This window comes from Streptomyces sp. NPDC058665, from assembly GCF_042714995.1.
Taxonomy (GTDB): Bacteria; Actinomycetota; Actinomycetes; order Streptomycetales; family Streptomycetaceae; genus Streptomyces.
The window spans coordinates 76987-90682 of sequence record NZ_JBHXRX010000026.1 but is presented as its reverse complement, the minus strand read 5'-3'; the positions used below and the strand labels follow the sequence as shown (position 1 = coordinate 90682).

At 68.7% G+C, this 13696-nt stretch carries 14 protein-coding genes and 1 riboswitch; of the genes, 11 read left to right on the top strand and 3 right to left on the bottom strand.

The features are described from left to right. Positions 1-188: 188 nt before the first annotated feature. Complete coding sequence (locus ACFWV8_RS19065) at positions 189-1316, bottom strand: cystathionine gamma-lyase (protein ID WP_384203203.1); 1128 nt, start codon at positions 1314-1316, stop codon at positions 189-191. 6 nt (positions 1317-1322) lie between these two features. Then, positions 1323-1703, bottom strand: a complete 381-nt coding sequence (locus ACFWV8_RS19060) for a phage holin family protein (protein WP_384203200.1) — start codon at positions 1701-1703, stop codon at positions 1323-1325. A 14-nt stretch (positions 1704-1717) separates the two neighbouring features. Between ACFWV8_RS19060 and ACFWV8_RS19055 the strand changes: the two genes are divergently transcribed. The 4 genes from ACFWV8_RS19055 (at position 1718) to ACFWV8_RS19040 (ending at position 4066) form a co-directional block, all read left to right on the top strand. After that, a complete protein-coding gene (locus ACFWV8_RS19055; protein WP_384203197.1) occupies positions 1718-2035 on the top strand; it encodes a cupin domain-containing protein in 318 nt (105 codons plus the stop codon). 162 nt (positions 2036-2197) lie between these two features. Beyond that, complete coding sequence (locus ACFWV8_RS19050) at positions 2198-2416, top strand: DUF5326 family protein (RefSeq protein WP_384203194.1); 219 nt, start codon at positions 2198-2200, stop codon at positions 2414-2416. A 282-nt stretch (positions 2417-2698) separates the two neighbouring features. Next, positions 2699-3478 (top strand): IclR family transcriptional regulator, encoded by a 780-nt coding sequence (locus ACFWV8_RS19045; protein ID WP_384203191.1) that lies wholly within the window; start codon positions 2699-2701, stop codon positions 3476-3478. 153 nt (positions 3479-3631) lie between these two features. Continuing rightward, entirely contained in the window at positions 3632-4066 is a 435-nt protein-coding gene (locus ACFWV8_RS19040; protein WP_384203189.1) for an SsgA family sporulation/cell division regulator, read from the top strand. Between the two features lie 45 nt (positions 4067-4111). Here the strand turns inward: ACFWV8_RS19040 and ACFWV8_RS19035 are convergent, their stop codons facing one another. Then, positions 4112-5416 (bottom strand): YibE/F family protein, encoded by a 1305-nt coding sequence (locus tag ACFWV8_RS19035; protein WP_384203186.1) that lies wholly within the window; start codon positions 5414-5416, stop codon positions 4112-4114. Positions 5417-5487: 71 nt separating this feature from the next. Then, a riboswitch (TPP riboswitch) is annotated at positions 5488-5630 on the top strand. Here ACFWV8_RS19035 and thiC point away from each other — a divergent pair. From thiC to ACFWV8_RS19000, 7 genes are all read left to right on the top strand, one after another. Beyond that, positions 5625-7379, top strand: a complete 1755-nt coding sequence (gene thiC, locus ACFWV8_RS19030) for a phosphomethylpyrimidine synthase ThiC (RefSeq protein ID WP_329385098.1) — start codon at positions 5625-5627, stop codon at positions 7377-7379. It overlaps the preceding riboswitch by 6 nt. A 276-nt stretch (positions 7380-7655) precedes the next feature. Continuing rightward, the gene (locus tag ACFWV8_RS19025; RefSeq protein ID WP_384203183.1) at positions 7656-9107 is read left to right on the top strand and encodes an MFS transporter; all 1452 of its coding nucleotides are present in this window, start codon (positions 7656-7658) and stop codon (positions 9105-9107) included. A 25-nt stretch (positions 9108-9132) separates the two neighbouring features. Then, a complete protein-coding gene (locus ACFWV8_RS19020; protein WP_384203180.1) occupies positions 9133-10389 on the top strand; it encodes a ferritin-like domain-containing protein in 1257 nt (418 codons plus the stop codon). Between the two features lie 78 nt (positions 10390-10467). Further along, on the top strand, positions 10468-10986 hold the full coding sequence (locus tag ACFWV8_RS19015) for a PaaI family thioesterase (protein ID WP_329385104.1): 519 nt from the start codon (positions 10468-10470) through the stop codon (positions 10984-10986). A gap of 6 nt (positions 10987-10992) precedes the next feature. Further along, the gene (locus tag ACFWV8_RS19010) at positions 10993-11250 is read left to right on the top strand and encodes an acyl carrier protein (RefSeq protein WP_384203177.1); all 258 of its coding nucleotides are present in this window, start codon (positions 10993-10995) and stop codon (positions 11248-11250) included. After that, entirely contained in the window at positions 11247-12983 is a 1737-nt protein-coding gene (locus tag ACFWV8_RS19005; protein ID WP_384203174.1) for a fatty acyl-AMP ligase, read from the top strand. The genes ACFWV8_RS19010 and ACFWV8_RS19005 overlap by 4 nt, the downstream gene beginning before the upstream one ends. 31 nt (positions 12984-13014) lie before the next feature. Next, positions 13015-13587 carry a hypothetical protein gene (locus ACFWV8_RS19000; protein WP_384203171.1) on the top strand — a complete coding sequence of 191 codons (573 nt, stop codon included), beginning with the start codon at positions 13015-13017 and terminating at the stop codon, positions 13585-13587. The last annotated feature ends 109 nt before the right edge of the window (positions 13588-13696 follow it).

Below are 13696 nucleotides of genomic sequence, written 5' to 3'. Positions count from 1 at the left end.
CCCGTCCCGGAGCCCGTCGCCGGAGCCTCCAACTATAAATAAGTCGATAGGCTGCTGTCGCTACTGTGATTGGACACTGACGCAGAGTCAACTAGCCTTGTTGGCGTGGTTCTTCACGCGTGGAACCCGAGGGCGGCCCGAGCCACGAGGGGGGAGGCTCGGACCGCCTGTTCCGTTTCCGGCCCTGGTCAGGGCGCTGATTCCGTCAGCGCGCGAAGTACGTCGGCGACGAGGTCGTCCGGATCCTCGGCGCCCGCGGAGAAGCGCACGAACCCCTCAGGTACGGCGTCGCCGCCCCACCGCCCCCGCCGCTCGGCGGTCGACCGCACGCCGCCGAAGCTCGTCGCGTCGTCCACCAGCCGCAGCCCGTCCAGGAAGCGCTCGGCATGGTCCCGGTCGGGCAGCACGAACGACACCACGCATCCGTGGCGCCGCATCTGCGTGGCCGCGACGGCGTGCGAGGGGTCGTCGGGCAGCCCGGGGTAGCGCAGCCCGCTCACATCGGCCCGCCCGCTCAGCGCCCGCGCGAGCAGCAGCGCGTTCGAGCACTGCCGGTCGACGCGCAGTTGCAGGGTGGACAGCGAACGGTGGGCGAGCCAGGCCTCCATCGGCCCCGGGATGGCGCCGGCGATCTTGCGCCAGCGCCGCACCCCCGCCGCCAGTTCGGGATCTTCGCAGGTCACATGGCCCAGGAGAATATCGCCGTGGCCCGTCATGCCCTTGGTGTCGCTGGCCACGGAGAAGTCAGCGCCGAGCTCCAGGGGCCGCTGGCCGAGCGGAGTCGCGAGCGTGTTGTCGACGGCGACGAGCGTGCCCTGCTCGTGCGCCGCAGCCACCAGCCGGCGGATGTCGCAGACGTCGAGCCCGGGGTTGGACGGGGTCTCGATCCACAGCAGCCGGGCGCCCGCGAGCACGTCGAGCTGCGCGTCGCGGGCGGTGGGCGCGGTCCGTACCTCGATGCCGTACGCCGTGAGCTGCTCCCGTACCAGCGGCAGCGCCTGATAACCGTCGTCCGGCAGCACGACCGCGTCGCCGGTGCGCAGCTGGGAGAAGAGCACCGCCGAGATCGCGGCCATCCCGGAGGCGAAGGCGACCGTCTCGACCGCCCGGCCGGGGGCCTCCAGCTCGCCGATCGCCCGTTCCAGAAGGGTCCAGGTGGGATTGGTGTCGCGGCCGTAGGTGTACGGGCCGGTGGGCTCGCCCGGCAGATGGAAGTGGGCGGCGAACACCGGGCCCGGCATGGTCGGTTCGTACTTGACCGGGTCGGGCAGCCCGGCCCTGACGGCACGCGTGCCGTCCCCGGTCCCGTGCTCCATGAGTGATCAGTCCTTGTCGTCGGGGAGCACCATGTTCAGCGCCCACGACACGATCGAGATGATGAGCCCGCCGAGCACCGCCGTCCAGAAACCCTCGACATGGAAGCTCAGGTCGAGCTTGTCGGCGAGCCAGGAGGTCAGCAGCAGCATCAGCGCGTTCACGACCAGCGTGAACAGTCCCAGGGTGACGATGAACAGCGGCAGCGTCAGCAACTGGACTATCGGCTTGACGACGAAGTTGACCACTCCGAAGATCAGCGCCACGACCACCAGCGCCAGAGCCTTCTTGCCGGTGTTGTCACCGGTCAGGGTGATGTCATTGATCAACCAGATCGCCACGGCCAGGGCACCCGCGTTGGCGATCGTCTTGACTACGAAATTTCTCATGGTGTGATCGTGGCATGAAGGCATTCCGACTGGACGAGCTGGAGGCGGAACGTGCCGCCAACGACGGGGCGTATCTGCAGTTTGTACGGGAACGGAACATGTCCGTCGGCCTGTACGCGCTGGACGCCGGCACCATCGACCCGCAGCAGCCGCACCGCCAGGACGAGGTCTACCTCGTCATGAGCGGGCGCGCGTCGATCACCGTGGGCATGGAGACGACGCAGGTGGGGCGCGGCAGCGTGGTCTATGTGCCGGCCGGGGTGCCGCACAAGTTCCACCACATCACCGAGGATCTGCGGGTGATGGTCGTCTTCTCCCCGCCGGAGGGCTGAGACAGACCCTCACCCATGTCGTCAGGGTCGGATCAGGGGAGTTCCAGGGCTCCGGGACCTCCGCTCCGGCCCGCGCCGCTCTAGCATCGAAGGAAGCGGGAACGTATCTCACGTATCACGCACTCCACATGCTTCAGGTACTCAGGGAACGAGGTAAGGACGATGGCGGTACGGGAGATTGTCGCGGGAATGCCCTGGTGGGTGAAGTGGATCGCGTTGCCGGTCGTCGTTCTCGTGGTGTTCGGCGGGCTGATCGCGAGCGTCGTCGGATTTGTGATCGGGCTGCTCTTCAAGGTGCTGATCCTGGTGGCCCTGGTCGGCGGGCTCGTCTACGGCGTGCGCAAGTTCAGCTCGTCCTCGTCCTCACGCAGGGGCTGGTAGGACCGCCGGGGCCCCTCACCGGGGCGGCCCCCGCCCAGGCGTTAGCCCGCGCGGGGGAATGGCGGAGACGAAACCATGCTCCGCTCAGAAGCTGCCATTAGAGTGGCAACCCTCTGCTACATCCTGCGAAAACAGCGTAGATGGCCGCTTTGGCCAACGGATTACAGCGAGTTTTCGGCGCCGGACCTCAGAACTCTGTCTCGGGTTCCCGGCGGGCGTGGCAGGCGCGCGGGGGCGGCCTCCGCGGAGCGGGCGCACGCCCGTCGTACGCCTGGGGGATCTTTGGCCACCGCGACCACGCCAGCCGCCCCTACTCTCATCGGTTCGGTGCGGCGTGCGCTGCGCCTGCTGGAGTCGGCGGGCACCCATCCGAACGGGGCCCCGGCGAAACAGCTGGCCCGTGAGGCCGGTCTCCCCCTCCCCACCGCCTATCACCTGCTGCGCACCCTGACCCATGAGGGCTATCTGCGCCGGGAGCAGGGCGTGTTCTTCCTCGGCGACGCGGTCGACCATCTGGTGACCGGTAAAGCCGCGCAGGCCGAGCGGGCCAGACGCGCGATGATCGAGTCCATGGAGCACTGCCGCGATCTGATCGGGGCGCCGGTGTATTTCGCGGTCTACCGCGAGGGCGAGATCGAGATCGTCGCCGTGGCCGAGAGCCCCGCCGCGCCCGCCGTCGCCGAGTGGGCCGCCTTCCGCGAGACCGGGCACGCGCACGCGATCGGCCAGTGTCTGCTGAGCCAGCTCGACGACGAGGCTCGCCGGGACCATCTGGACCGGCACCCCGTGGGCCCGCTCACTCCCTATTCCGTCGCCGACGGGCGCACCATGCTGGCGCGCCTCGGCGCCGTAGGGAGGCGTACGGGACCGGTGGTGGAGCGCCAGGAGTACGCGCTCGGCCAGGCCTGCGCCGCCGTACCGGTCAGGGCGGGGGCGACACCCGCGGCACTCGCGACGTCCGTGCCGCTGCGTCAGGAGAAGAGACTTCTTCCCGCTGTCGAACTCCTATGCAAAGAGATCGGAAACACGATCGGCTCGCTGGAATTCTCTATCAGTATCTGAAATATCACTCCTTGTGATCTGTTACAGCGTCCTGGACGATTAAGAAGAGGATCAAGGGGCATCAATATCGGACGTTTCACCCCTGAAACCCTCGAAATCCCTCCGAATTTCTTTACTCTCCGTAACTCTCTGTCATCCACTGCGGGGTACTTGATGCGCGAGTTTGTTCAGGCCGAAGTCCTGATGAGTTTCCTTGTCTCCGAGGAGCTCTCATTCCGAATTCCCGTGGAACTCCGTTACGAGACGGTGGATCCCTATGCGGTGCGGATGACGTTCCATCTGCCCGGCGACGCCCCGGTCACGTGGGCCTTCGGCCGCGAGCTGCTGATCGACGGAATCAACGAGCCCAGCGGCGACGGCGACGTGTACATCTCGCCGACCGATCCCGAAGAGCTCTCCGACGTCCACATCAGGCTCCAGGTCGGCGCGGAGCACGCGCTGTTCCGGGCCAGCGCCCCGCCGCTCGTGGCCTTCCTCGACCGTACGGACCGGCTGGTCCCGCTCGGCCAGGAGATGACGCTCGGGGACTTCGAGACCAACCTGGACGACACCCTCGGCCGCATCCTCGCCGAGGAGAACGCCGGCTGAGGGCCCCCGCCCCCGGCCCCAGCCTCGGCCCCGGCCCGCGTGCCGCTACGCCTTCCGCCGCCGTCCACCGCGGCCGCCACCGCGCGGCCCCGAGGACTCCGGCCGGTCGGCCGAGACCACCAGCGCCGCCAGCGCCGTCGTCACCGGCACCGAAGCGACCAGACCGATCGACCCCACCAGGGTCCGTACGATCTCCTCGGCCACCAGCTCGCTGTTGGCCACCGTCCCCACGCTCGACTCCGCGATCGAGAAGAGCAACAGCAGTGGCAGCGCCGCGCCCGCGTACGCCAGCACAAGCGTGTTGACCACCGACGCGATGTGGTCGCGGCCGATCCGGATACCCGCCCGGTAGAGCGCGCGGGGCCCCATGTCGGGGTCCGCCTGGCGCAGCTCCCACACCGCCGACGTCTGGGTGACCGTCACATCGTCCAGCACACCGAGCGATCCGATGATCACACCGGCCAGTAGCAGACCGCTCATGTCGATCTCCGGGAACAGCCCGTGGATCAGCCCGGTGTTGTCGTCCGTGTTGCCCGTCAGACTCGCCCAGCCGATGAACAGCGAGCCCAGCAGCCCGATCAGCAGCAGGGAGATCAGGGTACCGAGCACGGCGACGGACGTACGGGCGGTCAGACCGTGGCACAGATACAGCGCGATCAGCATGATGGCGCTCGCGCCGACCACCGCGACGACCAGCGGGTTCGAGCCCTGGAGGATCGCCGGAAGGATGAACAGCGTCAGCACGGCGAACGAGATGACGAGCGCGACCAGCGCCATCAGCCCCCGCAGCCGCCCCACCACGATCACCGCGAGCGCGAAGATCCCGGCCAGCAGCGCCATCGGCACCGTGCGGTCCACGTCCGTGACCGAGTACTGGAGATCCCTCGGCGCGTCCGGGGCGTACGCCACCACAACGTCCTGTTTCACGTGAAACTGCCGTGGCGCGTCCGGCTGGACGACCTCGACGAACCTGCGCCCCTTGTCCTTGCCGCTCTTCACCTCCACCGTCGCCTTCTCGCAGTCCCCGCTCTGCGCGCGCTCCGCCTCCCGCCCCTGGGGCGCCGACGTGTCGCCCGTGGACGGGACTTGAGCCGCGTTCACGTCCTTGCAGTCGACCTGCTCGATCTTCACCACCTGGCCCTGCTGGGTCTGCCGGTCGAAGCCGACACCGGTGCGCTCATGGTCGGGGGCGCCGCCGGGCCAGAGCACGATCAGACCGACAACTACGGCCGTCGCGAAGGGAATCAGCACCGCGGCGATGACCTTGCGCAGGTGTCTGGAGACCGGCGCGGCCGGCCCATGACTGTGCGAGTGGCCGTGCGGATCAGGTGTCTGCGGGGATGGGGTCACCGACCGATCATCGCAAGAACGGCGGAGGCACTCTGTTCAGCACGCCCGATATGGCGTTAGCGTGGTGGTGCCTTTACACACGCGGGAGCTCGGAGCACCGGGCTGAGAGGGCGCTGACTGTGGAGTTCCGGGGCTTCCCCGGATCCCTGAGCTGCGTCGACCGCCGAACCTGTTACCGGGTAATGCCGGCGTAGGGAGTAGGTCTCATATGACCGTTCAGGACACACGCACGCCTGCCGCGCGAGCCATCGGCTGGCACAAGGGATACGTGGAAGGATCGCGCCCCGATCTCCGGGTGCCGGTCCGGCAGGTGCATCTCACCAACGGCGACGACGTCACGCTGTACGACACGTCGGGGCCGTACACCGACCCCACCGTCGAAACCGACGTACGGCGCGGACTCGCCCCGCTCCGGGAGAACTGGATCATCGGCCGCGGCGACACCGAGGAGTACGCGGGCCGCCCCGTCCGCCCCGAGGACGACGGGCTCAAGCACACCTCGCCACGCGGCGGGCTCCGCAATCTCGACGCGGTCTTCCCCGGCCGCCCGCGCCAGCCGCGCCGGGGCCGCGACGGGCAGGCGGTGACCCAACTCGCGTACGCCCGGCGCGGCGACATCACCCCGGAGATGGAGTACGTCGCCATCAGGGAGAACGTCGCGCCCGAGGTCGTACGCGACGAGATCGCGGCCGGCCGCGCCGTACTGCCCGCCAACGTCAACCACCCCGAGATCGAACCCATGATCATCGGCAAGCGGTTCCTCGTGAAAGTCAACGCCAACATCGGTAATTCCGCGGTCACTTCCTCCATCGAGGAGGAGGTGGACAAGATGACCTGGGCCACCAAGTGGGGCGCCGACACGGTCATGGACCTCTCCACCGGCCGCAACATCCACACCACCCGCGAGTGGGTGTTGCGCAACTCCCCCGTCCCCATCGGCACCGTGCCGCTCTACCAGGCACTGGAGAAGGTCGACGGCAAGGCCGAGGAGCTGACCTGGGAGATCTACAAGGACACCGTCGTCGAACAGGCCGAGCAGGGCGTCGACTACATGACCGTCCACGCGGGCGTGCTGCTGCGCTACGTGCCGCTGACGGCCCGCCGCAAGACCGGCATCGTCTCGCGCGGCGGCTCGATCATGGCCGCCTGGTGCCTCGCGCACCACAAGGAGTCGTTCCTGTACGAGAACTTCGAGGAGCTGTGCGACATCCTCGCGGCGTACGACGTGACGTACTCCCTCGGCGACGGACTGCGCCCCGGCTCGATCGCCGACGCCAACGACGAGGCGCAGTTCGCCGAGTTGCGGACGCTGGGCGAGCTGAACACCATCGCCAAGCGGCACCACGTACAGACCATGATCGAAGGTCCGGGCCATGTCCCGATGCACAAGATCAAGGAGAACATCGACCTCCAGCAGGAGATCTGCGAGGAGGCTCCGTTCTACACGCTCGGCCCGCTGACGACGGATGTCGCCCCGGCGTACGACCACATCACCTCCGGCATCGGCGCGGCGATGATCGCCTGGTGGGGTACGGCGATGCTCTGCTACGTGACCCCCAAGGAGCATCTGGGCCTGCCGAACCGCGACGACGTGAAGACCGGTGTCATCACGTACAAGATCGCGGCGCACGCGGCGGATCTGGCCAAGGGGCATCCGGGGGCGCAGGAGTGGGACGACGCGCTGTCGGACGCGCGGTTCGAGTTCCGCTGGGAGGACCAGTTCAATCTGGCTCTCGACCCGGACACGGCACGGGAGTTCCACGACGAGACGCTGCCCGCCGAGCCGGCGAAGACCGCGCACTTCTGCTCGATGTGCGGGCCCAAATTCTGCTCGATGCGGATATCACACGACATCCGGCGGGACCACGGCGGTTCGCAGGACGAGATCGAGGCGGGAATGGCCGCCAAGTCGAAGGAGTTCGCGGCGAGCGGGAACCGGGTCTATCTGCCGCTGGCGGAGTGAGCGGCGGTACGTGACAGAAGGAGGCCCCCGACCGGTGCGCGAACCGGTCGGGGGCCTCCTTTCTGTCTCTGTGCCCTCGTATCCGCGGAGTTCGGTGCTCCGGCTCCGTAGGTCGTAGCCGGGACTCCCACCAAAGTGGTGGTCGGGGCCGCGAAAGGTGGGCACGGGGCGGAATCACTTGTACCGGGGAGTGGCCGACGTATCGGATGAGTCCTGTAGACGCAGGCGGCAGAGCGCTTTCACCGACATCCCCAACATCCCGAGGGATAGACCTGAATGGCCACAGAAACCGGCACCGGACACGCGGCGCCCGAATCGACACCGACCCCCGTCCCGCCGGATCTGCCCCCGCACTCCGGGCTTCTGCTCGGCATTCTGTCGCTGGCCGCCTTCATGGCCGGGCTCGATCTCTTCATCGTCAACGTCGGCTTCGACGCCATCGGCCGTGAATTCGACGGCGTCTCCCTCGCGGACCTCTCCTGGGTACTCAATGCCTACGCCATCGTCTTCGCCGCACTCCTGGTGCCCCTGGGGCGGCTGTCCGACCGCTACGGCCGCAAGGCCGGATTCCTGCTCGGCGTCGCCCTGTTCACCGCCGCGTCCGCGGCCTGCGCCGTATCGACGTCCCTGTGGCAGCTGGTCCTCTTCCGGGTGCTCCAGGCGGTCGGCGCCGCCGCGCTGACGCCCGCCAGTCTCGGTCTGCTGCTCTCGGCGTTCCCGCCGGAGCGCCGGGCCGGCGCCGTACGGATCTGGTCGGCGAGCGCCGCGCTGGCGGCGGCGGCCGGGCCGGTCGTCGGCGGACTGCTGGTCAGCGCGTCGTGGCGGTGGATCTTCCTGGTGAACATCCCCATCGGTGTCATCGCGCTGGTCGTGGCGGTACGTATCGTGCCCGACTCCAGGGAAGCGGCGATGACCCGGCTGCCCGATCTGCCGGGAGCCGCGCTGCTGACGGGGGCGATCGGGCTGCTGGCACTCGGTCTGGTGAAGATCAACGACTGGTCCGCGGTCCGGACGTCCGCCGTGCTGGCCGGTGCGGTCCTCGGGGTCGCGGTGTTCTGGTTCCGGTCGCGGCGCCATGCCTCCCCGGTGATCGAACCGGCGCTGCTCCGGGTGCGGGCCTTCGGCTGGTCGAACCTGACGGCCATCGCCTTCAGCGCGGCGTTCGCCGCGAACCTGCTCACCGCGATCCTGTGGATGCAGCAGGTCTGGCACTACTCCGCACTGCGTACGGGACTCGGGATCGCCCCGGGCCCGCTGATGGTCCCGCTGGGCGCGATCGTCGCGGCGAAGCTGGCGTCCCGTGTCCCGCCGGGCCGGATGGTCGCCGTCGGCTGTCTGCTGTGCACCGCCGGTGTGCTGCTGATGGCGGCGGGCATGGGGCAGAACCCGCACTACGCGAGCGAGTTGCTGCCCGGCTGGCTGGTCGGCGGCGTCGGGGTGGGCCTCGCGCTCCCCACGATCCTCGCGACCGCCACGACGGACCTGCCGGCGGCCCGGTTCTCCACGGGCAGCGCGGTGGTCAACATGAGCCGGCAGATCGGCAGTGTGCTGGGGATCAGCCTGCTGGTCGCGATCCTCGGCACCCCGCTCACGTACGACGCGACCCATGAGGCGTTCGTCCACGCCTGGGCCGCGATCGGAATCTTCATGATGCTCGGCGCCGCGACCGCGTTCGGCATGACCTCGCGTCCTGCCGCCCGCGGCTCCCGGGCGCCGGCGAGCACGTAACCATCTCCTTTCGAGAGGAAACGTCATGAACACAGGCATCAACCTGGGCAGCGGCACCAACCTCGCCGCGGGCACCGACGGTGCGAGCACGAGCAAGACGCGCGTCGTCTTCGTCGACTGTCTGCCCGCGCTCACCCTCGGCCCGCAGCTCTCGCTGGCCCGCTTCGGTGAGATCGGCCTCGACCGCTCCACCCCCGACACCTTCGAGCGCTACCTGCACGACCTCGAACCGGGCACCGAACTGGCCGTCGCCTTCATCGGCGGCAGCGGCTCGTCGGCACCGGCGGCCGTCCGGGCCCTGCGCGGGATGCGCGGCTTCTCCAAGACCCGCGTGTACGTCGTCGGCGACGGCGCCGGCGGCCCCGTACCCGGCTGGGCCGAGGTGCACGACGTCGAGGACATCATCGCCCCGGCCGCCTTCGACGGGTTCGGCTTCGCCGACACCGTCGAGATAGGCATGCGGGCCCACGGCTCGCTGATCCTCGACCCGCTCTACACCGACTTCTACCTCGACATGACGTGGAACAAGATCTTCGACTGGTTCGAGACGACCCGCTGGGACTGGCGTGAGCTGGACCTCGACAAGCTCAACCCCGAGCTGATGAGCGCCGATGAGGTCGACTTCCTCACCGAGGCGGCGATCATCGAGTTCGGCACCCTGCCGGGCGCGCACAACTTCCTGCGCGAGTGGGAGGGCGAGACCAGCTTCTCGTCCTGGGCCCTGAGCTGGGGCGCGGAGGAGGCACGGCACTCGCTCGTGCAGGCCCGCTGCCTCGACAAGCTGGGCGTCAAGGTCCGTTCCAAGCACGCGCTCTACAAGCGCGAGCCGTACCCGATCGGCGACACCCGCGTCGGCACCCTGATGATGAACATCATCTCCGAGGCCCGCGCCGCCGAGCTCTACCGCGCGCTCGCGGCCGAGACCAAGGAGCCCGTGGTCAGGGGCATCTGGAAGCTCCTCGGCCGCGACGAGTCCCGGCACGCCCGCGCCTTCTACGTCTTCACGCAGGAGCTGTGCGACGGCAACCGGGAGAGCCAGATCGCCGCGCTCAAGATGGCGTACGTCTGGCTGGCGGACCGCAGCGACGGTCTCAAGCACCCGGCTGGGCACTTCTACCCGCACTCGACGTCCGCGAAGGGCGTGCGGCGTATCGAGACGATCCAGGACGGCGCCACCGACGCCGCCGACGGCAAGGTGCTCTCCATGGTGCGACGGCTGGTCGAGGACGACTCCATCGAGTCGTCGAAGGACCTCAAGCGCAAGCTCCGCTCGCTCATCTGACCCGGCGTCGCCGTCGGCGGAAGCCGGCGGCCGACGACCGGACAGCAGCCGACGACCGACGATCTGAGGAGCGGGGTCTTGCCCGAGTCAGCGTTCAACGACAGCGACACCGGGGCGGCGGCCGACACGGCCAACTGCTTCGGCTGCGCTCCGCACAACCCCATCGGGCTGCGGCTGGTCTTCGAGGAGGAAGGCAACGGATTCGGCACCCGTATCAAGCTCGGCGCCGACTACGAGTCGTTCCCCGGCGTCATCCACGGCGGCATCGTCGCCGCGATCCTGGACGAGACGCTGGCCCAGGCCGTGTACCGGTCCGACCGGATCTCCGCGTTCACCACCGGCCTGCGGATCCGCTACGGCAGGCCCATGGAGACCGGCGCCGAGTACACGGCCCACGCCGAGATCATCAAGCGCGACGCCCTGTCGGTACGGGCCTCCGGGGAGATCCGGCTGCCGGGCGGCGATCTCGTGGCCGCGGCCGACGGCACGTTCCACCTGCTCACGGACGACGTCCTCGGTACGTACGACAAGCGCCTGCCGACCGGACTCGTCGACGCGCTCCGCGCCTCCAACAGAACCGTCACCCAGGGGGATTGACCACCTATGGACACCACCGCGATACACGAGAAGATCCGTCAGATCATCAGCGACGAGCTCAGCACCCCGGCCGCCGGTCTGACGCCCGACCAGCACTTCCGCTCGCTCCCCAATGTCGACTCGATGCGCGTGCTCCAGATCATCCTGAACACCGAAAAGGCGTTCGACATCGAGATCGAGGACGAGGTCACCTTCCGGGTCCAGACGATCGGGGAGTTCCAGGGCGTGGTGGAGGACCTGTGCCGGCAGAAGGACCTGGCATGAGCACGGGCGGCGGCGGGGGCGGGAGCCTGGTCGACGCGCTCGCCGCCGTCGCCGCCCGCGGCTCGGGTCACGGTATGCGCCTGTTCCGCGGGGACGAGGAGGCCGAGCGCGTCACGTTCGCCGGGCTCCACGCCGAGGCGGGGGAGGTGGCCTGCGGGCTGCTGGAGCGCGGGGTCCTGTGGGGGGAGCGGGTCGCGATCGCGCTCCCCACCTCGATCGACTTCGCCAGGGCGTTCTTCGGTGTGCTCGCCGCCGGGGCGGTGCCGGTGCCGGTGCCGCCGCCGGTGCGCTTCGCCTCGCTCGACATCCATCTGAAGCGGATCGCGCTCGTGATGCGCCAGTCGAAGGTGCGCGTCGTGCTCACCGACAAGATGCTGGGCGGGCTGCTTGAGCCGACGCTCGGCGGCGCCGGCGGCGAGTTCCGGATCCTCGACGTGGCCACGACACGCGCCCCGTCACCGGTGTACGTGGACGTGGCGGCGGGTGATCCGGCGCTCGTCCAGTACACCTCGGGGACCAGCGCGAGCCCGAAGGGCGTCGTACTGACCCACGCCAATCTGCTGGCGAACGTCGACGCTATCGCCGGGGGGCTCGGCATCGACGACACCGATGTGAGCTGCAACTGGCTGCCTCTCTTCCACGACATGGGTCTGATCGGCGCGTTCCTCTCACCGGCGCTGACCGACGCCGAGACGTATCTGCTGCCGCCCGAGGACTTCCTCCGGGATCCGGGCAGATGGCTGCGGATCATCAGCCGCTACGGGGTGACCGCGACGACGGCGCCCAACTCCGGCTATCTGTACGCCCTGCGGCGCACCCCGGCCGAGCGCGTACCCGAACTCGACCTGTCCCGCTGGCGGTTCGCGCTCAACGGGGCGGAGCTGATCGACCCCGACACGCTGCGCGGCTTCTCGGCGCACTTCGCCCCGGCCGGTTTCCGAGCCGATGCCTTCCTGCCGGTGTACGGCCTGGCGGAGGGGAGTCTCGCGGTGACGTTCGCCCCGACGGGCAGGGCGGTGCGCAGTACGTGGGTACGGCGCGAGCCGCTCTCGCGGGGCGTGGTGGAAATGGCCCCGGCCGTCGGCGGCGCCGACGACGGTGCCGAGGCGGGCCGGGAGATCGTCTCGGTCGGTCTCCCGGTGGCGAACACCGAGGTCAGGCTGGTCGGCGAGGACGGTACGGCGCTGACCGACCCCTCGCTGGTCGGTGAGATCCAGATCCGCGGGGACTCGGTGATGCGCGGCTACGAGGACAACGAACCGGCGACCCGGGCCACCGTCGTGGCCGGCGGCTGGGTCTCCACCGGCGATCTGGGCTTCCGGCAGGACGGCGAACTGTTCATCGCCGGGCGGAAGAAGGAGGTGATCATCGTCTTCGGCCAGAACTACTACGCGAGCGACATCGAGACCGTCGCCGGCCGGGTCACCGGGGTGTCGAACGGCGCGGTGCTCGCGGCGGGGATGGCGTTCCGGGACGGTGAGGGGCTGGTGCTCGTCGCGGAGACGAAGGAGTCCGAGAGCGCGGCTCGTGAAGATCTGATCGCGCGGCTGCGGTTCGCCGTGTCGGACTCGCTCGGGCTCACTCCTCGGGACATCGTTCTCGTACGCAGGGGGCGACTCCCGCGTACCTCCAGCGGGAAGCTTCAACGGCACGGGGTGGAAGAGGTGTTGGCGGCGGCCGGCGCGGACTCCGCCCCCGGCTCCGACTCCGCCCCCGCATCCGATCCCGTATGACGGACCGACGAAGAGAAGGTGAACTGACCCCATGAGCGCGGACCCCACTCCGGCGACCTCCACTCGGGCGACCGGCCCCACTCCGGCGACGGACCTCACTCCGGAACTCACGGCGACGCAGCGCGAGGAGCTGCTGCGCCGCTCATGGATGGCCACCGACGGCCTCTGGTACTACCAGACCGCGTTGTCGGGCGGCGTCGACGGCGCCAACGAGGCCAACATCGCGGTGGTGCGCGAGTTCGGGCGCCAGGAGATGGTCCGGCTGATGCGCGGTCTCGGGATCGAGAAGGTCGAGACCGTCGAGCAGTACCGCCGGCTGTTCCAGGCGGCCGTGGATCTCTATCTCGGCTCGCTGTTCGAGGCGGAGGAGTCGTTCGACAACGGCACACACGATCTCAAGGTCATCACGTGTTTTGCCTACAAGGGCGTCAAGAAGGCGGGAATCGACAAGGTCTATCACTGTGGTCCGGGTGAGCGGCTGACCGGCTGGCTCAAGGCGATGGATCTGCCGGACGACATCGATCCGGATGTCGGGCTCTGCCAGATGGCGCACACGGGCTCATGCGGTTACCGGCTCGAAGTCGGTCTGCCGCACGAATCGTGAGATCGCGGAACTTGACCTAACTCATAACAGAGTTTTACTACAGAATGTAGGTATTTGGCGGAATTGTGGTGAATATTGTTTCTTGAAAGCCCCGCTTGGCCACGTATAC